Below are 23,632 nucleotides of genomic sequence, written 5' to 3'. Positions count from 1 at the left end.
GGCGGGGTCAGACCGCCTCGGCGGCCTCCGGCAGGAGCTGGGTGAGCCGGTCGGTGAGCTGGACGACCTCGGCGACGTCGCTGTAGTTGCGGGCGGCGTGGTCGACGGTCTTGCGGAGCCGGGTGTTGACGCGCTCGGAGCGGATGCTCCGGGCGACGCCGAGGGCCTTCTCGGCGAGGACGACGGACTGCTCGGGCTCGCGCTTGAGGAGGTGGACGGTGGCCATCCCGATCAGGTTGAGCGCGTACGACCGCTGGTGGTCGGGGTCCTTCTCGAAGAGCTCGACAGCCCGCTCCATGACGGGTTCGGCGAGGGAGGCGTAGGTCGGGGAGCGGCCGGCGACATAGGCGAGGTCGCGGTAGGAGTGGGAGTTCTCGCCGTTGAGTTCGGCCTCCGAGAAGAAGCCGATCCAGTCGGGCTCGGGCTCGCCGTCGAGGCCGACGTCGGAGAAGGTGTCCTCGGCCATCCGGACGGCCCGCTTGCACTTGGAGGGCTGGCCCATGTTGGCGTAGGCGCGGGCCTCCATCGCATACAGCATGGCCTGGGTGCGGGGGGTGGCGCAGTCACGGCTGCCGTACTGGGCGAGGTGGATGAGTTCCAGGGCGTCGTCGGGCCGGCCGAGGTGGATCATCTGACGGCTCATGGAGGACAGGATGTACGAGCCGAGGGGCTTGTCCCCGGCCTCCTTGGCGGCGTGCAGCGCGAGCACGAAGTACTTCTGGGCGGTGGGCTGGAGGCCCACGTCGTAGCTCATCCAGCCGGCGAGTTCGGCGAGTTCGGCGGCGCAGGTGAAGAGGCGCTTGGCGGTCGCGGCGGGCTGGGGCTCCTGGAGGAGGTCGGTGACCTCGTGGAGCTGTCCGACGACGGCCTTGCGGCGCAGTCCCCCGCCGCACTGGGCGTCCCACTTGCGGAACATGGCGGTGGTGGATTCGAGGAGGTCGAGCTCGATGTCGGAGAGCCGGTTGGGGCGGCGGCTCTCGGCCGGGGACTCGGGGCGCTCGATGTCCGTGACCGGGGTGGGGACGAGCCAGCGCTGCATCGGCTCGATGAGGGCGGGTCCGGCGGCGAGCGAGAGCGAGGAGCCGAGGAAGCCGCGCCGGGCGAGCATGAGGTCGCTGCGGGAGAACTCGCTGAGCAGGGCGACGGTCTGGGGTCCGGCCCAGGGCAGGTCCACGCCGGAGACGGACGGGGACTGGTGGGCGGTGCGCAGGCCGAGGTCCTCGACGGCGACGACGGAGCCGAAGCGCTCGGAGAACAGCTCGGAGAGGATCCTCGGAATGGGCTCGCGGGGCTGCTCGCCGTCGAGCCAGCGGCGGACCCGCGAGGTGTCCGTGGAGATGTGGTGCGCGCCCATCTGGCGCGCCCTGCGGTTCACCTGCCGTGCCAGTTCGCCCTTGGACCAGCCGCTGCGCACGAACCACGAGCCCAGCTGCTCGTTCGGGCGCTTGCCGGCAGTCGTACCGTCTGCGCCGTTGCCGCCCACTGGAACGCCCCCATCCACCTGATTGCCTGTCATGCGAACCCCTATCAGAATGCCGCCTCACACGGCCGCTCGTCCGGGGTTCTCACTCCTTCGAACTGGAAACCGGGTTGCCTCCGGCATACCCGTGCGCGCGAGCGGCCCCGGGGTTCGAGTACCGAAAGTAATCCTACGATCACCCGTCCCGTGAGGGCGATTCAAGAAACGCCACCATTCGCCACCCCTTCGAATGAACTCGCCACGCGCCGGACGCGATTCACTTGACATGCGACGAACCGGAGTACGGCGGACGGATGCGCGGAGAGGCGCGCGCGACGGACCGCACCACCCCGCCCACGACCGCACGCCACATACGGCGACGGACCGTGACCAAAGGTGACGACGGCGCTCCGGGTCGTAACCACCGGCGCGTTCGACCCGTTGGAGGGGGCATGGGCTTCACGATCGGCGGCATTCGTGAGATGCGGTCCGGCTCGCGCCGCCGCGTACGCACCACGGAGTGCACAGCGGTGGCCGAGTACACAGGACTGTGGGGCTGGGACGTGGTCCCCGGGGCACGGGCGGCGTCCGGCCGTTGCTCCTGCGGGGATCCGGCGTGCGCGGCTCCGGGAGCGCACCCCCTCTCCTTCGCCGAACCGGTGCCGGCGGGCGCCGGTCTCGACGACGCGACGAAGGCGTGGGCGGAGTACCCGGGCGCGGCGCTGATGCTTCCGGTGGGCCGGGCCTTCGACGTGATCGAGGTCGCCGAGGCGGCGGGCCGGCGGGCGCTCGTCCGGCTGGAGCGCATGGGGCTCCCGCTGGGCCCGGTGTGCGCGACCCCGACGGGCCGGGCGCGGTTCTTCGTGGCCCCGGGCGCGGCGGCCGAGCTGCCGCGGCTGCTGTACCGGATGGGCTGGGACGACGCCGATCTGGACCTGCACTGCCTGGGGCCCGGCGCCCACATCACCGCTCCCCCGTCGGACCTGGGCGGGCTCGGGCCGGTGCGCTGGCTGCGGCCGCCGACGCTGGACACGGCGGGTGCGCCGCCGGAGGCGCGGCTGCTGCTCGGGACGCTGGCGTACATCTGTCACCGGACGCACTTCTGAGCCTCCGACATGCGTGAGGGCCCCCGCCGGAGTACGGCGGGGGCCCTCACGCGTCCATGGCCGGCGCGGAAGTCGGTCAGTCGCCGATCAGGGCGTCGACGAAGGCGCCCGGCTCGAACGGGGCCAGGTCGTCGGGGCCCTCGCCCAGGCCGACCAGCTTGACCGGGACGCCCAGCTCGCGCTGGACGGCGACGACGATGCCGCCCTTGGCGGTGCCGTCGAGCTTGGTCAGGACGATGCCGGTGATGTCGACGACCTCGGCGAAGACACGGGCCTGGATGAGGCCGTTCTGGCCGGTGGTGGCGTCGAGGACGAGCAGGATCTCGTCGAGCGGGCCGTGCTTCTCGACGACGCGCTTGACCTTGCCGAGCTCGTCCATGAGGCCGGTCTTGGTGTGGAGGCGGCCGGCGGTGTCGATGAGGACGACGTCGGCGCCCTCGGCGATGCCCTCCTTGACCGCGTCGAAGGCGATCGACGCCGGGTCGCCACCCTCGGGGCCGCGCACGGTGCGGGCGCCGACGCGCTCGCCCCAGGTCTGGAGCTGGTCGGCGGCGGCGGCACGGAAGGTGTCGGCGGCGCCGAGGACGACGGACTTGCCGTCGGCGACCAGGACGCGGGCCAGCTTGCCGGTGGTGGTGGTCTTGCCGGTGCCGTTGACGCCTACGACCATGACCACGCCCGGCACGTCCGAGGGGCTCTCGGTGTGCACGGTGCGGTCGAGGTCGGGGCCGAGGAGGGCGACGAGCTCCTCGCGGAGCAGGCCGCGCAGCTCGTCGGGGGTGCGGGTGCCGAGCACCTTGACCCGCTCGCGCAGCCGCTCGACGAGCTCCTGCGTGGGGGCGACGCCGACGTCCGCCGTGAGAAGGGTCTCCTCGATCTCCTCCCAGGTGTCCTCGTCGAGGTGCTCGCGGGACAGGAGCGTCAGGAGCCCCTTGCCGAGCGAGTTCTGGGAGCGGGCGAGCCGGGCACGGAGCCGTACGAGACGGCCGGCGGTCGGCTCCGGGACCTCGATCTCGGGGGCCTCGGGCGCGGCGACGACGGGGTCCTCGACGGCGGCCGGCGTCTCGGCGGCCTCCTCGGTGGGGAGCTCGACCTCCTCGACCGTGCGGCGTGGTTCCTCCCGCGGCGTCTCCGCCTCCTCGCCGACGTGCGGTTCGGCGGGCGGAGCGGTGATGGTCGGCGTGGTGGACGGCGGCTCGGCGGGCGGCAGCTGCTTCTTCTTGCGGCCGCTGATCACGAGCCCGCTCGTCACGGCGACCACGACGACCAGAGCGATGACTACAGCAAGGATGAGTTCCATAACCCGACCAGTATCGGCCACGAGGGGCACAAAGGCGGAGCACGTAACCTAGATGGCTCCCCCACCTGTTTACGGAGTACCCCCATGCCCCACGACGCCTCCGAAGCCGTAGGCGCGACGCACGACGGCGCGATGGAGACCCGCGGTCTCGAGCCCGTCCCCGACGCCGAGCGGACCGGCCGGGTCCGCGAGCTCTTCCCGACGTGGGTCGCGGCCAACATCAGTGTGCTGCTGCTCACGATGGGCGCCGGCCTGATCGTCTTCAACGGCCTGAACTTCTGGCAGGTCCTGACCGTGGCGATCGCCGCGCCCGTGCTCTCGTACGGGATCGTCGGCCTGATCTCGATCGCGGGGAAGCGCGGCGGCGCGCCGGGCATGGCGCTGTCGCGGGCCGTCTTCGGTCAGCGCGGAAACCTTTTTCCCGGTGCACTGATCTGGGTCGCCCGCTGGGGCTGGGAGACCATCAACGCGGTGACCGGCGCCTACGCGGTGCTGACCGTGCTCGACCTGCTCTTCGGCGTGAAGTCGAACACGCTCCTCATCGTGGTGACGCTGCTGCTCTTCGTCACCTGCACCTTCCTGGTCTCGGGTCTCGGGATCAACGCGCTGCGGGTGTGCAGCAAGTGGTCCACGTACCTCTTCGGCGCCTTCTCCGTCCTCGTCCTGGTCTATCTGGTGGCGAACACCGACTGGTCCGCGGTCTTCGACAAGCCGGCCGGCTCGACCGCGATGATGGTCGCGGGCATCGGCACGATCGCGGCCGGCGGCATCAGCTGGGTCCCGTCGGGGCCCGACTTCACCCGCTACCTGCCCCGCACGGCCTCCTCGAAGGCGATGGTCGGTTCGACGGTCGGCGGCGCCGGGATCGTGGTCCTGCCGATGGTGCTGATGGGCGCGGTCATGGCCGTGTCGACGCCGGACCTGGCCTCGGCGCAGGACCCGGTCTCCTTCATCGGCGAGCTGCTCCCGACGTGGATCTCCGTGCCGTACCTGGTGATCGCGCTGCTCGGGATGCTGCTGATCAACTCGATGTCGATGTACTCGGCCGGCTTCACGGCGCAGACCCTGGGCATCAAGGTGTCGCGCGCGGCGGCGGTCAGCGTGAACGCCGTGATCAGCCTGGTCTTCGGCTTCCTGCTGATGGTGGTGGCGACCAGCTTCATCGGTTCGTTCATCTCCTTCCTCACCCTGCTCGCGGTGGCGTTCTCGGCGTGGATCGGGGTCTTCGGCGTGGACATGCTGCGGCGCAGGACGTACGACGCGGTGGCGCTGATGGACACCACCAGGACCAGCGCCTACTGGTACCGGGGCGGTTTCGCCTGGCAGGCGATGACGGCGTGGGCCGTGGCGCTGCTCGTGGGCCTGCTGTTCACGAAGGTCGACTGGTTCTCGGGTCCGCTCGCCTCGTCGTGGATCGGTGAGAACGGTCTGGGCTGGGCGGCGACGATCGTGGTGGCGGGCGTGCTGTACGCCGTGCTGCCGCGGACGGCCGAGAAGGCTCCGGCGGCGCCGATCGAGGTCCGCGAGACCGTTTCCATCTGACGCTACGTCAGATAACGTCCCCCTTCGCCGGTATCCCACCCGCGGAGGGGGACTTTCCATGCCGTTCAGCGTCGTACGGTTCAACCTCGTCGATCCCCGCGCGACCCCCGAATCCCTTTCGGCCCGCTACCGGGCCGCCGTCGAGATGGCCGCCCACGCCGACGCGCACGGGGTCGACACGGTCCAGACCGAGGAGCACCACGGCGTCGCGAACAACTGGCTGCCCTCCCCCTTCGCGTTCGCGGGCGCGGTCTTCGGGGCGACGAAGCGGATCGCGGTGACCGTCTCGGCGATCATCGGGCCGCTGCACGACCCGCTGCGGCTCGCGGAGGACATCGCGGTCCTGGACCTGCTGAGCGGGGGTCGCCTCGTGACGGTGGCCGGCATCGGCTACCGGCCGGAGGAGTACGAGGAGCGCGGGGTCGACTGGGGCCGGCGAGGGAAGCTCCAGGACCTGCTCCTGGAGACCCTCCTGACGGCGTGGACCGGGGAGCCCTTCACCTATCAGGGCCGTACGGTACGGGTCACCCCGCGGCCGCTCACGCAGCCGCATCCGATGCTCCTGGTCGGGGGCTCGTCGCGGGCGGCGGCCCGGCGGGCGGCCCGGCTCGGGCTGCCCTTCTTCCCGAGCGCGCACCTGCCGGAGCTCGAGGCGTACTACCGGGAGCGGTGTGCCGAGTACGGCACGGAGGGCTGGACGATGATGCCGGCCGAGGAGACGCCGCTGCTGCACCTGTCGGAGGATCCGGACCGGACCTGGGCGGAGTACGGGGAGCACTTCCTGCACGAGGCGCGGACGTACGCCTCCTGGCAGTCGAAGGACATCACCTCGGCGGTGCGGTCGACGGCGACGACGGTGGAGGAGCTGCGCGCGGAGGGGGTCTACCGGGTGGTGACCCCGGACGCGTGCGTGGCGCTCGGTCTGGAGAGCCTGGTGCTGCATCCGCTGTGCGGCGGGATGCCGGTCGAGGAGGGGTGGCGGAGCCTGCGGCTGTTCTGCGAGGGCGTACTGCCCCGGCTCAAGGCCTGACGGCTTACTGCCCGGCTACGCGAGGCCTGACGGCTGCTGCCCCGGCGCGAGGCGTAGGGCCTCGGGCCGGGGCAGTTCCGTGGGTGAGGAGAGGGGCAGCGGGGTTTAGCCCATCTCCTCCAACGCCTTGCCCTTGGTCTCCTTGACGTACCTGAGCACGAAGGGGATCGAGAGCACGGCGAAGAACGTGTAGATCATGTAGGTGCCGGAGAGGTTCCAGTCCGCCAGGGACGGGAAGCTCGCGGTGATGGCCCAGTTGGCGATCCACTGCGCGGAGGCGGCGACGCCGAGGGCGGCGGCGCGGATCCGGTTGGGGAACATCTCGCCGAGGAAGACCCAGACCACGACGCCCCAGGAGAGGGCGAAGAAGAGGACGAAGACGTGGGCGGCGACGAGCGCCACGACGCCCTGGGTCTCGGGGAGCTTGCCGTCGACGAGGTCGGCGGAGAAGGCCCAGGCCTCGACGCCGAGGGCGATCGCCATGCCGACGGAGCCGACGAGCGCGAGCGGCTTCCGGCCGACGCGGTCGACCAGGACCATCGCGATCACGGTGCCGATGATGTTGATGATCGACGTGGTGAACGAGTAGAAGAACGAGCTCGACGGGTCGATGCCGACGGACTGCCAGAGCGTCGAGGAGTAGTAGAAGGCGACGTTGATGCCGACGAGCTGCTGGAAGACGGAGAGTCCGATGCCGACCCAGACGATGGGCAGCAGCTTGGACTTGCTGCCGGCGACGAGCAGGTCCTTGAAGGTGGACTTGTGCTCGCTGCGCATGGCCCGGTCGATCTCCTGGACGCGCGCGTCCAGGTCGACGCCGTGGCCCTCGACCTCGGCGAGGACCTCCTTGGCCCGCTCGGTCTTCCCGACGGAGATGAGGAAGCGCGGGGACTCGGGGATGGCGAAGGACAGCATGCCGTAGAGGAGCGCGGGGACGACCATCACGCCGAGCATCCACTGCCAGGCCTCAAGGCCGCCGATCTCGCCGCGCTGGTCCCCGTCGGCGAGCTGGAGGATGCCGTAGTTGACCAGCTGGGAGATGGCGATGCCGATGACGATCGCGGCCTGCTGGAAGGAGCCGAGGCGGCCGCGGTAGGCGGCGGGGGCGACCTCGGCGATGTACGCGGGGCCGATGACCGAGGCCATGCCGATGGCGAAGCCGCCGATGACCCGCCAGAAGGCCAGGTCCCAGAGGGCGAAGGGGAGCGCGGAGCCCACGGCGCTGACGGCGAAGAGGACCGCGGAGATCTGCATGCAGCGGATGCGGCCGATGCGGTCGGCGATCCGGCCGGCGGTCGCGGCGCCGATGGCGCAGCCGATCAGGGCGATGGCGATGACCTGGGCGAGGGTGCCGGAGCCGATGTCGTACCGGTCCCGGATCGCTTCGACGGCGCCGTTGATGACGGAGCTGTCGTAGCCGAAGAGGAATCCGCCCATCGCGGCGGAGGCCGTGATGAAGATGACGTGGCCGAGGTGGTCAGGATGGGCCGCTCGGCCTTCGGACGGCGGCGGCGTGGGCGCCTGCGCGGTACTGGTCACATGGACTCCTGGGTGGGGGGCAAGCCCTTCCAGTGGCGCACAACTTCACGCCGCTCACCACGTGAAGGTAAAAGCAACGTTGCAGAGACTATGCCTTCAAGTTTCGAAGTCAATAGTCGATGTCGTATGACTTTAAGAACGTGAGGGTGCACTGTCGCTTCAAGACTTGAAGAGATGAACCTCAGCGCAGCCGCTGGCTGATCACCTTCGAGACGCCGTCGCCCTGCATGGACACGCCGTACAGCGCGTCCGCGACCTCCATCGTCCGCTTCTGGTGCGTGATCACGATCAGCTGCGAGGACTCCTGGAGCTCCTCCATGATCCGGATGAGCCGCTGGAGGTTGGTGTCGTCGAGCGCCGCCTCGACCTCGTCCATCACATAGAACGGGCTGGGCCTGGCCTTGAAGATCGAGACCAGCAGCGCCACGGCGGTGAGCGACCGCTCGCCGCCGGAGAGCAGCGAGAGCCGCTTGACCTTCTTGCCCGGCGGGCGGGCCTCGACGTCGACGCCGGTGGTGAGCATGTTGTCCGGGTCGGTGAGGATCAGCCGGCCCTCGCCGCCCGGGAAGAGCCGCGAGAAGACGCCCTCGAACTCCCGGGCCGTGTCCCGGTACGCCTCCGTGAAGACCTGCTCGACCCGTACGTCGACCTCCTTCACGACCTGAAGCAGGTCGGTCCGGGTCTTCTTCAGGTCCTCCAGCTGCTCGGAGAGGAAGCGGTGCCGCTCCTCCAGGGCCGCGAACTCCTCCAGGGCCAGCGGGTTGACCTTGCCGAGCTGGTGGTACGCCCGTTCGGCGGTTCTGAGCCGCTTCTCCTGCTCCGAACGGACGAACGGCCGGGCGGTCCCGGCCTCTTCGGGGTGCTCCTCGCCGTCGACGGACGGCGAGGGGGGTACGGGCCGGTCGGGGCCGTACTCGGCGACCAGCGCGGTCGCCTCCACCCCGAACTCCTCCAGGGCCTTGGCCTCCAGCTGCTCGATCCGCATCCGCTTCTCCGCGCCGAGCACCTCGCCGCGGTGGACCGAGTCGGTCAGCTTGTCCAGCTCGGCCTTGAGGTCCCGGGCGCGGGCCCGGGCCACCGTGAGTCCCTGTTCACGATCGGCCCTCGCGGCCTGGGCCGCCACCCGCTCCCGCTCGGCGCGGACGAGCGAGACCTCCACATGGGCCAGGAGCCCGCGGGCCCCGGCGGCGACCGCGCCCGCGACGCGCCGTTCGTGGCGGAGCCGGGTCCGGCGCTGCTCGGCACGCGCGCGTGCCTCGCGTTCGGCGCGGGCGGCCCGGTCGAGGGAGTCGGCGCGCCCGGCGAGCCCCTTGAACCGCTCCTCGTGGGTACGGACCTGGAGCCGCGCCTCCATCTCGGTCTGGCGCGCGTTGGAGCCGTCAATCGAGAGCCGGTCGCGGACGGAGGTGTCGGGCTCGTCCTCGGCGTCCCCGAAAGCGGTGGCCTCCTGGGCGACGAGGAGCCGTTCGGCCAGCTCCTCCGCTTCGGAGACGGCCTTCTCCAGGGCCTCCTGGGCGCGGGCGACGGCCGCCGCGGTCCGCTCGGCCTCCCCCGCCGCTCCCCTGGCCTGCCCGGCGAGCCGTCCCAGCTCCGTGGCGACGGCCGACTTCTCCCGCTCGGCGGCCCGGCGGTTCGCGTCCAGCTCCTCGACGAGCGCTCCCGCGCTCCGGCGACGCTCGTCGGCCTCGCGCTGAGCGGTGGTCAACTCCGCGCACCGTACGGTCAGTTCGTCGAGCTCGGCGGCCGCTTCGGCCACCGAGGCCTGGACTTCGAGGAGGCTGGGCGCGCCGGCGGAGCCGCCGTGCGCGAAGTGGCCGCCGAGCAGGTCCCCTTCGGCGGTCACCGCGGTGAGCCCCGGCCGGGACCTGACCAGCCGCTCGGCCTCGTCGAGGTCGTCGACGACGACCACTCCGGCCAGCAGACGGCGGACGGCGGGGAGGAGTTCGGCGGGACCGCGGACGAGGTCGGCGGCGCTCGGGCAGCCGTCGGCGCCGGGACCGGGGGGCGGCTCCGGGGCGTCGGTCAGGAGGAGGGAGGCGCGGCCCGCGTCCTGCTTGCGGAGGAGGCGCAGGGCTTCGGCCGCGGCGGCCGGTCCGCTGGCGGCGACCGCGTCGGCGGCGGCGCCGAGGGCGGCGGCCACGGGGATCTCGTATCCCGGGGCGACGGTGAGGAGTTCGGCGGCCGGGCCGAGGAGTCCGGTGACGCCGGCGGAGAGCAGGGCGCCCGTACCGTCCTTGCGGCGCAGGCCGAGGGCGAGGGTGTCGTGCCGGGCCCGGGTCGCGGCCCGGCTCCGTTCGGCGGTGCCGAGCGCGTCGCGGGCGGCGCTCAGCGCGCTGTCCGCCTCGGCGAGTTCGCGGCGGGCCTCCTCGTACCGCTCGCCGTGTCGGCCGTCGGCGGCGTCGAGGTCCTCGACCTCCGCCGTGAGCTGCTCGTACTCCTCCTGGGCGGCGACCGCCCGGTCCGCCGCCTCGTCGCGGGCGGCGGCCAGCCGGTCGATCTCGGCCTGGGCGGCGGCGGCGCGCGAGCGGGCCGCGTTCACCTGGCCGTGGAGGCGGGCGAGACCCTCGCGCCGGTCGGCGATGGCCCGGGCCGCGTCCTTGAGGCGGCGTTCCTCCGCGGTCAGCGCGCGTTCGAGCTCGGCGCGGTGGGCGACGGTGTCCTCCAGGGCGCGCTCGGCCGCCTCCAGGGCCGCTTCGAGCTCGGCCTCCTGTTCGCGGACGCGGGCGGCCTCCCGCTCCAGGTCCTCGGGGTCGCGGCCGCGCCGCTCCTCGGCGGGGGCGTCGTCGGCGCTCTTCACGCGCGCGTCGGCGAGGGAGATCGTGCCGCGGACGCGTTCGGCGAGCTGGGAGAGGGCGTACCAGCTCTGCTGGGCGCGTTCGAGGCGGGGAGCAAGGGCCTGGACCTCCGCTTCGAGCTCCGCCTCGCGGGCGAGCGCGTCGCGCAGCTCGGTCCCGGTGGCCTCCTTGCGGGCGAGGAGCGCCGCCTCGTCGGCGACTTCGGCGGTGAGCGCCCGCTGGAGCCGGTCCAGGTCGTCGGCGAGGAGCCGGAGGCGGGCGTCGCGGAGGTCGGCCTGGATGACGACGGCGCGGCGGGCGACGGCGGCCTGCCGGCCGAGGGGCTTGAGCTGGCGGCGCAGTTCGTCGGCGAGGTCCTGCACGCGCGCGAGATTGGCCTGCATCGCGTCCAGCTTCCGCAGCGCCTTCTCTTTCCGCTTGCGGTGCTTGAGGACGCCGGAGGCCTCCTCGATGAAGGCACGGCGGCCCATCGGATCGGCGTGCAGGACGGAGTCGAGCTGTCCCTGACCGACGATGACGTGCATCTCGCGTCCGATGCCGGAGTCGGAGAGCAGGTCCTGGATGTCGAGCAGCCGGCAGGTGTCGCCGTTGATCTGGTACTCGCTGCTGCCGCCCCGGAACATGATCCGGGTGATGGTGACCTCGGCGTAGTCGATGGGCAGCGCGCCGTCGGAGTTGTCGATGGTCAGCGAGACCTCGGCGCGGCCGAGCGGAGGGCGCCCGGTCGTGCCGGCGAAGATGACGTCCTCCATCTTGCCGCCGCGCAGCGACTTGGCGCCCTGCTCGCCCATGACCCAGGACAGGGCGTCCACGACGTTGGACTTGCCCGATCCGTTGGGGCCCACGACACAGGTGATACCGGGTTCGAACCGCAGGGTCGTGGCCGAGGCGAACGACTTGAATCCGCGGAGGGTCAGGGCCTTGAGGTGCACCCCGGGGACTCTACCGGGGCTCGCGCGTTTCACTCGCGAAGGTGCAGGGCAGATCACCGGGTGAGGAGGGGTGGGTCCGGGGTGGGCCGTGGGGTGAACGGCGGGTGAAAGAAAGAAGGGACGCCGAAGCGCCCCTTGCATATCCAGCTGTGCCTTGTCCTGCTACGCCGACGTGGGTTTCGCGGTCGGCGATGCCGGACGGAGTGTTTCCCACCTGGCCCCTGGGGGCTGGGTTGTCAGGTGAGCGCAGGCTCCGCCTGGGGTACGTCGAGATCGATGCTGTCGAGCAGCGACTCTCCCTGGTGCTGAGCGGCGGCAGCCGCGAGCGTGTCGTTCTCGGACTGGATCCGTACCAGCTCGGATTCCAGGTCCTGGACGCGCTGCTGAAGCCGTCGCATCTCGGCGAGGAGTCGCGGGTCGGAGCCGCCGACGTAACCGAGAAGCGCCTTTGCCATGATGGATGGTCCTCCACACTGAGTGACCGACCGATTGCGGTGTGGGTCGTGAGGGATTCGCACCCGCGGTGCTCGGCAGTGCATCGTGCCGGTTCTCACTGCCAAACAGCTAAGGTGCGCGGGGATTCCAGCGTCTCACCAAAAAGTTTGACGGTCAACACGATCACGCCCGTTCAAAGGGGCGCCCGGGGAGTCGGCGGCCGCGCGGCAGGCAGCGGCGCCTCTCGACCCGGTACCTCGGGGCGTGGCGATCATCCTTTACGGGCAGCCTTCCACGGCGGGCACTTCTTGGCAACCACCAGGCAGTTCTCCCTTCCCGCCCTCGTCACGGCCTGTTCCCCCGGCACCCCTCCCGGTCACCGAGGAGGGGTCGCCGTCGCGGACGTCAGCGGATCGCGAAGCTCTCGTAGCCGCCCCGCGGGGTGCCCCATATCTCCGTGACTCCGTCCACGCGGCCGGGCGTGTCGCCCGTGCGGAGCCAGTCGAGAAGACGGTGGCAATTGTCACTCGGCCCCTCGGCCACCACCTGGACCCGGCCGTCGTCGAGGTTCAGGGCGAAGCCCACGAGGCCACCGATCTCCAGTGCGTTTGCCCTGGTGAACCAGCGGAAGCCCACTCCCTGTACCCGGCCGCGCACCCAGGCGGTCATCCGTACGTCGTCACTCATGGCTGCACGCTAACCGGCGAATCCCCCGATGAGCACGTCGCCCCGGCTTCTCATCGCGTACAGTCCCGTCGGAATGCGACTCACCCGTTCGGGCGCGCGCCATTCGGCAGTCGGTCCGAACCGAGCCGGCAGCAAAGATCAGCAAAGCAGAGCAAAGACCGTCGCACACCAGCAAGGATCCGCAGGGAACGGCGGAGCTCCGCAGAGGAAGGCAGGGCAGCACATGGGACGCCACCGTCGCTCCGGCTCCGCACCCGCCGCAGAAGACTACGCGGCCGGTACGGACCGTCGACACCGGGGTGACCGCCGCAAGTGGCGGAGCACCCCCGTGCGCACCGGACTCCTCGGCGTCTCCGCGGCGGTGGCGGTGGGAGCCGTGGCCGTCACCTCGGGTCTGCTGCCCGGCGGGGACACCTTCACCGTCGGCAACGCCGGCGCGGGCGAGCGCCAGATCCAGTCCCGGCAGGCCCCGGAGCTGACGACGCAGGGCGGGGCGACCCAGACCCCGGCCGGCGGCGAGTCGGGCGGCACGGGCAGTGGCACGGGCGCCACGGCGGGCTCCGGTTCGGGCAAGAGCCCGAGCGCGCGCCCGAGCGCGAGCGCGAGCAAGTCCGCCTCGCCCTCCGCCGCCCCCTCCACCTCCGCGAAGCCGAGCGCGAAGCCCAGCGCGAAGCCGACCGCGAAGCCGAGCCCGAAGGCGACCCCGCCGAAGACGGCGACCCCCACCAAGCCCGTGACCCCGAAGGTCCCGGTCGCGACCACGACGAAGCCGGCCGCGCCGCGGCCCACTCCGGATCCGACCACCGAGGCGCCGGTCGAGACCTCGGCCGCGCCCTCCACGGCCGACCGGAGCGAGGCCGCCGAGGCGGAGGTCGTCCGGCTGGTCAACGTCGAGCGCGCCCAGGTGGGCTGCACCCCGGTCCGCTCGGACGCACAGCTCGCGACGCTGGCCGGGGCGTTCAGCACGGACATGGCGCAGCGCGGTTTCTTCGACCACACGGACCCGGACGGGGACACCCCGTGGGCGCGCGCCGAGCAGGCTGGCGTCACGGGCCTGGGCGGCGAGAACATCGCGCGCGGCCAGGCCGACGCGGCGGCCGTGATGGAGTCGTGGATGAACAGCGACGGCCACCGCGCCAACATATTGAACTGCGACTTCACGACGCTGGGCGTCGGCGTGCACTTCGGTGACGGCGGCCCCTGGTGGACCCAGGACTTCGGCCGCTGAGTCCGCTCCCGTACGCGAAAGGGCCCCGTCACCACTCCGGTGACGGGGCCCTTTCCGTTGCGCGGGATCAGCGCGGAATCCGCTCGGTTCAGCGCGGGACCAGCGATCAGGCGGCGAGCTTGCCGGCCGCGAAGGTGCGCGCGGTCACGGCGACGCGGTGGCCGAGGTGCTCGGCGGTGGCGACATCCGCCTTGTGGACGCCGTCGGGGCCCAGGTCGGTGTGGGTCTGGGCGCCGGCGCCGGAGAAGAAGCCGAGACGGTTGAGGTCGTTCTCGGAGGCCTCGCTGCTGTTCCAGCCGGGCTTCAGGCCGAGGTTGACCCAGGTCATGCCGTGCTGGCCGGCCAGGGTCTGGAAGAACTGCAGGGTGTGCAGCTTGTCACCGCTCTTGGAGCCGGAGTTGGTGAATCCGGCGGCGAGCTTGTCCAGCCAGGCGTCGCTGAACCAGCGCTTCGAGGTGGCCTCGGCGAACTGGTGGAAGGCTCCCGACGCGGTGCCCATGTAGGTCGGGGAGCCGAAGACGATCGCGTCGGAGGAGTCGAGCAGCTCCCACTCGGCGTCGGTGATCCCATCGACGTTGATCAGGTGGACGGTGGCACCCGCGTCGGCGGCACCGGCGCGGACGGCCTCGGCGAGGACCGCGGTGTGGCCGTAGCCGGAGTGGTAGGCGATGGAGACGACGGGGGTGGTCACAAGAGGCTCCTCGAAAGGTCTGCGGGGTATGACCAGAAGTAGAGCACTAACTTTTCGATAGCGCAAGCAAGTGGATAGCGCTGCACTGTCGGTAAGCGCTGTGCGCGAGTACGGTAGGGGGCATGACTGACGACCTCGCCTACGACGTCTTCGCGCGGGCCTGTCCCTCGCGCGGCACGCTGGAGCACGTGACGGGCCGCTGGGGCAGCCTGACCCTGGGCGCCCTGTACGACGGGACGTTCCGCTTCAACGAGCTGCGGCGCCGGGTCGACGGCGTGAGCGAGAAGATGCTGTCGCAGACGCTCCACGCGCTGGAGCGTGACGGTCTCGTCCACCGGGACGCGCAGCCCACGAATCCGCCGCGCGTCGATTACCGGCTCACCCCGCTCGGCCGCGAGATCGCGGAGCGGCTCATCGGCCTGATCGAGCTGGTGGAGGGCCGCATGCCGCAGGTCGAGGCGGCGCGGGAGAGTTACGACGCGGAGCGCACGGCCCCGGTCACGAGCTGAGGCCCCGCCCCGGTCAGGCGGCGAGACCTCGCTTCGTCAGGGCGTCGAGGCCCTGTCCGTCACGCGCTCGGGCGCGGCGGGCGCTGGCAGCGCGGGCAGAAGTAGCTGGAGCGGTTCATCCAGGGGCGCCGGCGCATCGGAGTACCGCAGCGGTGGCACGGCTCGCCCTCGCGCCCGTAGGCGTCGAGCGAGCGGTCGAAGTAGCCGGACTCGCCGTTGACGTTCACGTACAGGCTGTCGAAGCTGGTGCCGCCGACCGCGAGCGCTTCGTTCATGACGTCCCGGGCGTGCCCGAGGAGCTCCGCCGAGCGCGGCCGGGTGAGCGTGGCGGTGGGCCGGTCGTAGTGCAGCCTGGACCGCCAGAGCGCCTCGTCCGCGTAGATGTTGCCGACGCCGCTGATCAGCGACTGGTCGAGCAGGGCCCGCTTGACGGTCGTACGGCGCAGGCGCAGCGCGCGGTGGAAGGCGGCCTCGTCGAATGCGGGGTCCAGCGGGTCCCGGGCGATGTGCGCGATGACGTCGGGCAGCCCGTCGGGGGTCTGGTCGTGGAGCGAGAGCCCGCCGAAGGTGCGCTGATCGACGAAGCGGAGCTCGGTGCCGGTGGCGTCGTCGAAACGGATCCGGATGCGGAGGTGCTTCTCGTCGGCGGCGTCCTCCGGCTGGACGAGCAGCTGGCCGCTCATGCCCAGGTGCCCGAGCACGGAGGTGCCGGTCTCGGCCAGCGGAAGCCAGAGGTACTTCCCGCGCCGCCGCGCCACCTCGAAGCGCTGCCCCTTCAGCCGCGCGGCGAAGTCCGCGCCGCCGGCCGGATGGCGCCGTACGGCCCTCGGGTGCAGCACCTCGACCTCGGTCACGGTCCGTCCGGCGACCCAGCGCTCAAGACCGCGCCGTACGACCTCGACCTCGGGCAGCTCGGGCACGGCACTCCTCCGGACGACGTCGATCGACAGCGCCTCAACCCTACCGGCGTAGCCGCCGGGGAAAAGACGAGAACCCCGCCCTGGGGCGGGGTTCTCGGGAAGCGGAGGGGGAAGGCCGTCAGGCCGTCGCCCCGTCCGTGCTCGGAGAGGGGTCGGCGACCTCTCCCTTACCGGCTTCGGCAGCGGCCTTGGCCGCCGCCACGCGCTCGTCCGCGGCCGCGCGAATAGCGCGCCACGCGGACTCCGCCGCCTGCTGTTCCGCTTCCTTCTTGCTGCGGCCGGTGCCGGTGCCGTACGAGACACCACCGACGCGGGCGGCAGCAGTGAAGACCTTCTCGTGGTCCGGGCCCTCTTCGGTGACGAGGTATTCCGGCACACCCAGGCCCTCGGCCGCGGTGAGCTCCTGGAGACTGGTCTTCCAGTCCAGGCCGGCACCGAGGCTTGAGGACTTCTCGATCAGCGGGTCGAAGAGCCGGTGAACCAGCTCGGACGCCGCGTCGAGGCCCTGGTCGAGATAGACCGCGCCGATCACCGCTTCAAGGGTGTCGGCGAGGATGGACGCCTTGTCCCGGCCACCCGTGCCCTCTTCGCCCCGGCCGAGCCGGATGAAGGAGCCGAGTTCGAGGCCGCGACCGACCTCCGCAAGTGCGCGTGAGTTGACCACCGCGGCCCGCAGCTTGGCCAGCTGGCCTTCGGGCAGGTCGGGGTGGGTGCGGTACAGCGTGTCCGTGACCACCAGGCCGAGCACGGAGTCCCCGAGGAACTCGAGACGCTCGTTGGTGGGCAGACCGCCGTTCTCGTACGCGAACGAACGGTGGGTCAGTGCACGCACCAGAAGGGCGGACTCGAGCCGATAGCCGAGCCGCCCTTCCAGAAGCGTGTGGGACGAGGCATGGTCCGTCTTGTCGTCCGTCTTGCGGGACTCAGACATTGCGCCTCTCACCAGCCCAATCAGACCGAGAGGACCTGGCGCTTGTTGTAGGTGCCGCAGCTCGGGCACGCGATGTGCTGCAGCTTCGGCTCCTGGCAACGCTCACACGAAACCAGGGTGGGGACCGCAGCCTTCCACTGCGACCGGCGGTGGCGCGTGTTGCTGCGCGACATCTTCCGCTTCGGAACAGCCACGGCTACTTCTCCTGCTTCTCGGCGGCGCTTCGGACGTCCCCGTCAGAGGCTTTGCCGCTCATGTTGTCCTTCTCATCGGTTCCCAGCGAACCGGCGAGTCCCTGCAATGCCGCCCAACGAGCGTCGACGGCATCATGGTGGTGGTCCGGGTTCTCGTTCAGGTTGGCTCCACACTCGGAGCACAGACCCGCACAGTCATCCCGGCACACCGGCTGCATCGGCAGTGCGAGCACCACCGCATCACGCAGCAGAGGCTCGAGGTCGAACATGCCGTCCTCGAGGGGGATCATGTCCTCGCCTTCCTCGGCTTCGTCGTCCGCGGCCGCCCTGGAGCGGCCCCGGTCGTCGGAGTCGGGGTACGAGAACATCTCCTGGAAGTCCACGTCGAGCTCCAGCTCGACGGGCTCCAGACACCTTACGCACTCCCCCTCGGCCGATGCACGGGCGGTGCCTGTGACAAGCACCCCTTCCATGACCGATTCGAGACGGAGATCGATTTCCACCGGAGCGCCCTCGGGCACTCCGATGACCCCTTCGACGCCGAGGGCCGCGGGGGCCTCGACGGAACGCGAGAGCCGCTGGAGGGCACCAGGACGCCGCCCCAGCTCGTGTGTGTCGAACACGAGGGGATTGCGGTGGTCGAGGCGCGTGCTCAGGGCTCTTCCTGCTTTCGAATCGTGAGGGGGCCGCCAGAAGTGGGCAGCAAGGATCGCGGAACAGGCGCGACCGAAGAGCCAGGATACTGGACGCTTCGCTCAGGGCCCAATCCGGGCCCCGTGCCCCTTACTGCCCCTGTTCGTACCGGCGCAGCTGCTCCAGGTCGATCATGCTCGTGTCGAAGAAACTGGTCTCGTCGAGCGCGGCGGCCGGCTGCTGTTGTGGGGCCTGGGGCTGGTACTCGTGCTGCTGGTGCTGGTGCTGCTGCTCGTAGCCGTACTGGCCCTGGTAGGCGTACGGGTCGGGCTGCTGCTGGTAGCCGTACGGGTCCGGCTGCTGCTGCTGGTAGCCGTACGCGGGCTCCTGCTGCGGCTGCTGCTGGTAGCCGTACGGGTCGGGCTGCTGCTGGGCCGGGATCTGTGCGGGGGCCTGTGCGGGGACCGGGACCGGCTGGGGGTCGGCGAGCTCCGCGAGCCCGGCGAGGTAGTCGGCGTCGCTCGTGTGCACCGTGCCGGCGAGGCCGTCCTGTGCGGCCATGTGCTCGCCGAGGTCGTCGGTGGCGATCCGGCCGTGCAGCTTCTGCCGGCCCCGCCCGACGGCCTCCAGGGTCTTGCTGAGCACCGCCTCGAAGGCGCCGAGCTTGGCGTCCACGTACTCGTCGGCCCGGCTGATCAGCGTCTGCGGGTCCGAGCTGTACTCGGGGGCGTCCTCGTCCGCGTAACCGTCCTGGTCGAGGCCCGGGCCGCGACCGAGGAGCTTCTCGCGGCCCCGGTCGACGGAGCCGATGGTCTTGTTGAGGACGACCTCGAAGTTGGCGAGCTTGGAGTCGACGTAGTCGTCGGCCTCGGCGCGGACCTCCTCGGCCTCGCGGCGGGCCTCGGCGAGGATCCGGTCGGCCTCGCCCTGAGACTCCCGGGCGACCTGGGTGTCGGAGACGATCGAGCCGCGCTCGGCGTGGGCCGCCTCGATGATCCGCTCCGCCTCCTGGCGGGCCTGCTCGACCAGCTGCTCGCGGCCGCCGATCAGCTCCTGGGCCTGGGCCAGGGAGCCGGGCAAGGCGTCCCGCACCTCTTCGAGCAGGGCGAGCAGATCGGCGCGGTTGACCACACAGGATGCCGACATGGGCATGGAACGGGCGCCCTGCACGGTCGCGACGATCTCGTCGAGCTTCTTCTGCACGTCCACCGGGTGCTCGCCACTCTCTACAGCTGGATGGAGACGGACGGGACGACTGTAAGGGCAGTCGCCTCCCGTCCGACACCAGATGACGGAGCGTCAGCGGCGGTGGCCGCGCGTCACTTCTGCGCGAGGCGCTCGCTCAGCCTGCCGAGGACCTGCGGCGGGACCAGGTGCGAGACGTCGCCGCCCCAGGCCGCCACCTCCTTGACCAGCGAGGAGGAGAGGAAGCTGTACGTGGGGTTGGTGGGGACGAAGAGGGTCTCCACTCCCGTGAGGCCGATGTTCATCTGGGCCATCTGCAGCTCGTAGTCGAAGTCGCTGACGGCGCGCAGGCCCTTGACGATGGCGGGGATGTCCCGCTGCTTGCAGAAGTCGACGAGCAGTCCGTGGAAGGACTCCACCTCGACGTTGCCGAAGTCGGCGGTGACCTCGCGGATCAGCTCGATCCGCTCCTCGACCGTGAACAGTCCCTTCTTGGACTGGTTGATCATCACCGCGACATGTACGACGTCGTACAGCTTGGATGCGCGGGCGATGATGTCGAGATGTCCGTTGGTGATGGGGTCGAATGACCCCGGACAGACGGCGCGGCGCAACGTGGGTCCCTCGCTCTCCGGTCCGGTCATCGTGCGTCTTCGCACGTAGAGGCGGCGCGACCGTACCAAAACGTTCCCTCGCCGTAACGACGGGCCCGCAGTGGCTCGAATCCGTCCGGCCAGCCGAACTCCCCGCCTCGGGTGCTGCGCTCCACGGTGACGAGAGCGTCGCCCGTGAGCCAGCCTTCCGAGCGGAGTGTGAGGAGGATCTCGCGAAGATCGTCGTCCGCGACGGCGTACGGCGGGTCGAGGAAGACCAGGTCGTACGGGTCGGCCGGGGCCGGTCCCGTCACGATCTGCTCCGCCTTGCCGGTCCGGAGCTCGGCACCGGGCAGGCCGAGTGTCCGGATGTTGTCGCGGATCGTCTTCGCGGCGCGCGGCTCGGCCTCGACGAGGAGCGCGTGGACCGCGCCGCGGGACAGCGCTTCGAGCCCGACGGCGCCGGAGCCCGCGTACAGGTCGGCGACCCGGGTCCCTTCAAGGCTGCCGAGGAAGGCCTCCCAGGTGGAGAAGAGCCCTTCGCGCGCCCGGTCGGAGGTGGGTCGGGTGCCGTTGCCGGGGGGTACGGCGAGTCGGCGTCCGCCGGCGGTGCCGGCGATCACGCGGGTCATCGGTTTCCTCGTTCTCCATGAGCCATTGCGTACGCATCAGCTTATGGCGGTTGCGCCCGCGCCGGGGTCCGCCGGGGTCAGCCCTTCTCCAGGTACTCCTCCCGGTCCTTGTCGAGCAGGGCTTCGAGGGCGGTGCGGAGTCCGGGGTGGGCGGTGAGGTCCGGGTCGGCGAGGACGAGGGAGGTGGCCTCCTCGCGGGCGGCGGCGATGACCTCCTCGTCGTCGATGACGGTGAGCATCTTCAGGGAGGAGCGGACGCCGGACTGGGCCTGGCCGAGGACGTCGCCCTCACGGCGCTGTTCGAGGTCGATACGGGAGAGCTCGAAGCCGTCGAGGGTGGCGGCGACGGCGCCGAGGCGCTGCCGGGCGGGGCTGGCCTCGGGCATCTCGGTGACGAGGAGGCAGAGGCCGGGGGCGGATCCACGGCCGACGCGGCCGCGGAGCTGGTGGAGCTGGGAGACGCCGAAGCGGTCGCCGTCCATGATCACCATGGCGGTGGCGTTGGGGACGTTGACGCCGACCTCGATGACGGTGGTGGCGACGAGGACGTCGAGCTCGCCGGCGGCGAAGCGCCGCATGACGTCGTCCTTGTCGTCGGGGTGCATGCGCCCGTGCAGGACGGCGATCCGCAGGCCCGCGAGGGGGCCGGTACGGAGCTTCTCGGCGACCTCCAGGACGGCGAGCGGCGGCCGCTTCTCGGCCTCGTCCTCGGCGGACGCCTTGGACTTCTTCTTCTGGTCCTCCTCGTCGCCGATACGGGGGCAGACGACGTAGGCCTGGTGGCCGTTCTCCACCTCCTCGCGGACCCGCTCCCAGGCGCGCGCGAGGAAGTGCGGCTTGTCGGCGGCGGGGACGACGTGGGTGGCGATCGGGGAGCGGCCGGCGGGCAGCTGGTCGAGGACGGAGGTCTCCAGGTCGCCGAAGACGGTCATGGCGACCGTGCGCGGGATGGGTGTGGCGGTCATCACGAGGAGGTGGGGCGGCTGCTTGCCCTTCCCCCGTAGGGCGTCGCGCTGCTCGACGCCGAAGCGGTGCTGTTCGTCGACGACGACCAGGCCGAGGTCGTGGAACTGGACCTTGTCCTCGATCAGCGCGTGCGTGCCGATGACGATCCCGGCCTCCCCGGTGACGAGGTCGAGGAGGGCCTGGCGGCGGGCGGCCATGCCCATGGAGCCGGTGAGCAGGACGACCTTGGTGGCCCGCTCGGCGCCGCCGAGCATGCCGCCCTCGGCGAGCTCGCCCATCATCTCGGTCACCGAGCGGTGGTGCTGCTGGGCGAGGACCTCGGTGGGCGCGAGCATCGCGGCCTGTCCCCCGGCGTCGACGACGGCGAGCATGGCGCGCAGGGCCACCATCGTCTTGCCCGAGCCGACCTCGCCCTGGAGGAGGCGGTGCATGGGGTGTTCGGTGGCGAGGTCGTCGAAGATCTCGCGGGAGACCTTCTGCTGGCCGTCGGTGAGGGTGAAGGGCAGCTTGGCGTCGAAGGCGTCGAGGATGGCGTCGGGGACGGGGCGGCGGGCGACGGCGGGGAGTTGGGTGTCGGCGTGCCGTCGGCGCGCGAGGGCGACCTGGAGGACGAAGGCCTCGTCCCACTTGAGCCGGTCGCGGGCGTCGGCGATGTCCGCCTTGGTGCGGGGGCGGTGGATCTTCCGCAGGGCCTCGGGCAGCTCGGTGAGGCCGCGGCCCTCGCGCAGGGCGGGCGGCAGGGGGTCGACGGCGTCCTCTGCGTGCGGCAGGACGGCGTCGACGGCCTTGGCGATCTTCCAGGACTCCAGCTTGGTGGTGGCCGGGTAGATCGGGATGAGGGCCCCGGCCCAGCCGGCCACGCTGTCGGAGCTCGCGGTGGTCCCGTCGCTGTCGCCGTCGCCGCGGAGGAGTTCGTACGCGGGGTGGGCGAGTTGGAGGCGGCGGTTGAAGAGCGAGACCTTGCCGGAGAACATCGCCCGGGTGCCGGGCAGCAGGTCCTTGTGCGGCTTGTGCACGCCCTTGCCGAAGAAGACCAGTTGGAGCCGGCCGCTGCCGTCCGTGATGGTCACTTCGAGGCGCTGGCCGCGTCCCTTGGAGCCGTTGAAGGTGAGCACGCGGGCGTCGGCGACCTGCGCGACGACCGTGACGTGCTCGTCGAGCGGCAGGTCGGCGAGTGTGGTCAGCTCCCCCCGCTCGGCGTACCGGCGGGGGTAGTGGTGGAGCAGGTCACCGACCGTGTGCAGGTCGAGCGCCTCGGCCATGACCTTGGCGGTGGCGGGGCCGAGGGACTTCTTGAGTGGTTCGTCGAGCGCGGGCACGCGTTCCATTGCACACCACGGGACCGACAGTCGGGTGGTTCCCCTCGGGTCATTCCACTCCGATGAGCAGCGGAGGCGCTCCTTCGCCCGCGTGGTACGTGGTCGTGTCGACGGCCAGGTAGCCGCGGCGGACGTGGCCTTCGAGGGCGGCGGCCAGGTCGGGCGGGGTGCCGTCGGCGACGATCAGGGTGACGAGTTCGCCGCCCGCCGAGAGCATCCGGTCGAGGACGGTGCGGGCGGTCTCGGTGAGGTCCTGGCCGATGACGGCGACGTCGCCCTCGATCAGGCCGAGGACGTCGCCGGCCTGGCAGACGCCGGCCGAGGTGAAGGACTGGCGTTCGGCGACGGCGAGTTCGGCGTAGCGGGTGGCGCCCGCGGCGGCCGTCATGGCGACGACGTCCTCGTCGAAGCGGCGGTCCGGTTCGTGGACGGCGAGGGCGGCGATGCCCTGGACGGCGGCCCGGGTCGGGATGAGGGCGACGCGGATGCCCTCCGCCCTGGCCCGTTCGGCCGCGGCGGCGGCCGTCTGGCGGAGCTCGGTGTCGTTGGGCAGGAGGACGACCTCGCGGGCGTGCGCCCGGCGGATCGCGTCGACGAGCTCGTCGCCCGCGGGCTGTTCGCCGGGGCGTGTCTGGACGGTGGTGGCGCCCGCCTCGGCGCACAGCCCGGCCAGGCCCTCGCCGGGGACGACGGCGACGACCGCGCGCTGGACCCGCGCCCCGCGCGCGTCCGTGTCCGTGTCCGCCTGCGCCTCGGCGCTCGCGAAGTGGGTGATGCGGATCCGGTGGGGGCGCCCCGCCTCGACGCCGGCCTCGACGGCGGCTCCGGCGTCGTCGACGTGCACGTGGACGTTCCACAGTCCGTCGCCGCCGACGACGACCAGGGAGTCCCCCAGGGCGTCGAGGCGGGACCGCAGCAGGTCCACGGCCGCGTCCCCGGCCTCCAGGAGGTAGATCACCTCGTACGCGGGGCCGTCCCCGTCGCCGCACCGCTCGGGTGCGGCGGG

21 protein-coding genes are annotated in these 23,632 nt (G+C 71.4%); 5 read left to right on the top strand and 16 right to left on the bottom strand.

The window, feature by feature from the left end:
* Window positions 1-7 precede the first annotated feature (7 nt).
* Entirely contained in the window at window positions 8-1,483 is a 1,476-nt protein-coding gene (gene nsdA, locus SGA01_RS34885; protein WP_055641124.1) for a transcriptional repressor NsdA, read from the bottom strand.
* Window positions 1,484-1,911: 428 nt separating this feature from the next.
* Between nsdA and SGA01_RS34880 the strand changes: the two genes are divergently transcribed.
* Window positions 1,912-2,565: a bifunctional DNA primase/polymerase gene (locus SGA01_RS34880; RefSeq protein ID WP_141301837.1), complete on the top strand. Its 654-nt coding sequence runs from the start codon at window positions 1,912-1,914 to the stop codon at window positions 2,563-2,565.
* A 76-nt stretch (window positions 2,566-2,641) separates the two neighbouring features.
* Here SGA01_RS34880 and ftsY read toward each other — a convergent pair whose 3' ends face one another.
* Window positions 2,642-3,865 (bottom strand): signal recognition particle-docking protein FtsY, encoded by a 1,224-nt coding sequence (gene ftsY, locus SGA01_RS34875; RefSeq protein WP_141301835.1) that lies wholly within the window; start codon window positions 3,863-3,865, stop codon window positions 2,642-2,644.
* 84 nt (window positions 3,866-3,949) lie between these two features.
* Here ftsY and SGA01_RS34870 point away from each other — a divergent pair, with 84 nt between their 5' ends.
* Both SGA01_RS34870 and SGA01_RS34865 read left to right on the top strand, forming a co-directional pair.
* Window positions 3,950-5,407, top strand: a complete 1,458-nt coding sequence (locus tag SGA01_RS34870) for a cytosine permease (RefSeq protein ID WP_141301833.1) — start codon at window positions 3,950-3,952, stop codon at window positions 5,405-5,407.
* A 58-nt stretch (window positions 5,408-5,465) separates the two neighbouring features.
* Window positions 5,466-6,437 carry an LLM class flavin-dependent oxidoreductase gene (locus SGA01_RS34865; RefSeq protein ID WP_141301831.1) on the top strand — a complete coding sequence of 324 codons (972 nt, stop codon included), beginning with the start codon at window positions 5,466-5,468 and terminating at the stop codon, window positions 6,435-6,437.
* 105 nt (window positions 6,438-6,542) lie between these two features.
* On the opposite strand, the gene SGA01_RS34860 is transcribed toward SGA01_RS34865, so the two are convergent.
* From SGA01_RS34860 to SGA01_RS34845, 4 genes are all read right to left on the bottom strand, one after another.
* Window positions 6,543-7,976 (bottom strand): sugar porter family MFS transporter, encoded by a 1,434-nt coding sequence (locus SGA01_RS34860; RefSeq protein WP_141301828.1) that lies wholly within the window; start codon window positions 7,974-7,976, stop codon window positions 6,543-6,545.
* Between the two features lie 181 nt (window positions 7,977-8,157).
* Window positions 8,158-11,703 carry a chromosome segregation protein SMC gene (smc, locus tag SGA01_RS34855; protein WP_141301826.1) on the bottom strand — a complete coding sequence of 1,182 codons (3,546 nt, stop codon included), beginning with the start codon at window positions 11,701-11,703 and terminating at the stop codon, window positions 8,158-8,160.
* A gap of 236 nt (window positions 11,704-11,939) precedes the next feature.
* On the bottom strand, window positions 11,940-12,158 hold the full coding sequence (locus tag SGA01_RS34850) for a hypothetical protein (RefSeq protein WP_055641131.1): 219 nt from the start codon (window positions 12,156-12,158) through the stop codon (window positions 11,940-11,942).
* A 385-nt stretch (window positions 12,159-12,543) separates the two neighbouring features.
* Window positions 12,544-12,825 carry an acylphosphatase gene (locus SGA01_RS34845; RefSeq protein ID WP_141301824.1) on the bottom strand — a complete coding sequence of 94 codons (282 nt, stop codon included), beginning with the start codon at window positions 12,823-12,825 and terminating at the stop codon, window positions 12,544-12,546.
* 223 nt (window positions 12,826-13,048) lie between these two features.
* On the opposite strand from SGA01_RS34845, the gene SGA01_RS34840 reads away from it, so the two are divergent.
* Window positions 13,049-14,053 (top strand): CAP domain-containing protein, encoded by a 1,005-nt coding sequence (locus SGA01_RS34840; RefSeq protein ID WP_141301821.1) that lies wholly within the window; start codon window positions 13,049-13,051, stop codon window positions 14,051-14,053.
* 106 nt (window positions 14,054-14,159) lie between these two features.
* Here the strand turns inward: SGA01_RS34840 and SGA01_RS34835 are convergent, their stop codons facing one another.
* Complete coding sequence (locus SGA01_RS34835) at window positions 14,160-14,744, bottom strand: flavodoxin family protein (RefSeq protein WP_055641134.1); 585 nt, start codon at window positions 14,742-14,744, stop codon at window positions 14,160-14,162.
* Window positions 14,745-14,866: 122 nt separating this feature from the next.
* On the opposite strand from SGA01_RS34835, the gene SGA01_RS34830 reads away from it, so the two are divergent.
* Window positions 14,867-15,253: a winged helix-turn-helix transcriptional regulator gene (locus SGA01_RS34830; RefSeq protein ID WP_055641135.1), complete on the top strand. Its 387-nt coding sequence runs from the start codon at window positions 14,867-14,869 to the stop codon at window positions 15,251-15,253.
* A gap of 59 nt (window positions 15,254-15,312) precedes the next feature.
* Here SGA01_RS34830 and mutM read toward each other — a convergent pair whose 3' ends face one another.
* The 9 genes from mutM to SGA01_RS34785 form a co-directional block, all read right to left on the bottom strand.
* Window positions 15,313-16,173: a bifunctional DNA-formamidopyrimidine glycosylase/DNA-(apurinic or apyrimidinic site) lyase gene (gene mutM / locus SGA01_RS34825; RefSeq protein WP_141301819.1), complete on the bottom strand. Its 861-nt coding sequence runs from the start codon at window positions 16,171-16,173 to the stop codon at window positions 15,313-15,315.
* A 118-nt stretch (window positions 16,174-16,291) separates the two neighbouring features.
* Window positions 16,292-17,104 (bottom strand): ribonuclease III, encoded by an 813-nt coding sequence (rnc, locus tag SGA01_RS34820; RefSeq protein ID WP_055641137.1) that lies wholly within the window; start codon window positions 17,102-17,104, stop codon window positions 16,292-16,294.
* A gap of 20 nt (window positions 17,105-17,124) precedes the next feature.
* Window positions 17,125-17,298, bottom strand: coding sequence for a 50S ribosomal protein L32 (rpmF, locus tag SGA01_RS34815; RefSeq protein ID WP_015036448.1), 174 nt, complete (start codon window positions 17,296-17,298; stop codon window positions 17,125-17,127).
* Between the two features lie 2 nt (window positions 17,299-17,300).
* Complete coding sequence (locus tag SGA01_RS34810; protein ID WP_141301817.1) at window positions 17,301-17,954, bottom strand: YceD family protein; 654 nt, start codon at window positions 17,952-17,954, stop codon at window positions 17,301-17,303.
* A gap of 127 nt (window positions 17,955-18,081) precedes the next feature.
* Entirely contained in the window at window positions 18,082-19,140 is a 1,059-nt protein-coding gene (locus SGA01_RS34805; protein WP_141301815.1) for a F0F1 ATP synthase subunit B, read from the bottom strand.
* A gap of 110 nt (window positions 19,141-19,250) precedes the next feature.
* Complete coding sequence (gene coaD / locus SGA01_RS34800; protein ID WP_190133561.1) at window positions 19,251-19,730, bottom strand: pantetheine-phosphate adenylyltransferase; 480 nt, start codon at window positions 19,728-19,730, stop codon at window positions 19,251-19,253.
* A 26-nt stretch (window positions 19,731-19,756) separates the two neighbouring features.
* Entirely contained in the window at window positions 19,757-20,341 is a 585-nt protein-coding gene (gene rsmD, locus SGA01_RS34795; protein WP_141301811.1) for a 16S rRNA (guanine(966)-N(2))-methyltransferase RsmD, read from the bottom strand.
* Window positions 20,342-20,418: 77 nt separating this feature from the next.
* Window positions 20,419-22,635 carry an ATP-dependent DNA helicase RecG gene (gene recG, locus SGA01_RS34790; RefSeq protein WP_141301809.1) on the bottom strand — a complete coding sequence of 739 codons (2,217 nt, stop codon included), beginning with the start codon at window positions 22,633-22,635 and terminating at the stop codon, window positions 20,419-20,421.
* A gap of 40 nt (window positions 22,636-22,675) precedes the next feature.
* A partial coding sequence (locus SGA01_RS34785; protein WP_503827363.1) for a fatty acid kinase subunit FakA-related protein occupies window positions 22,676-23,632 on the bottom strand: 957 nt, incomplete at its 5' end.

Source organism: Streptomyces gardneri (assembly GCF_006539185.1).
GTDB classification, from domain to species: Bacteria; Actinomycetota; Actinomycetes; order Streptomycetales; family Streptomycetaceae; genus Streptomyces; species Streptomyces gardneri.
This window is presented reverse-complemented; position numbering and strand designations above follow the sequence as displayed.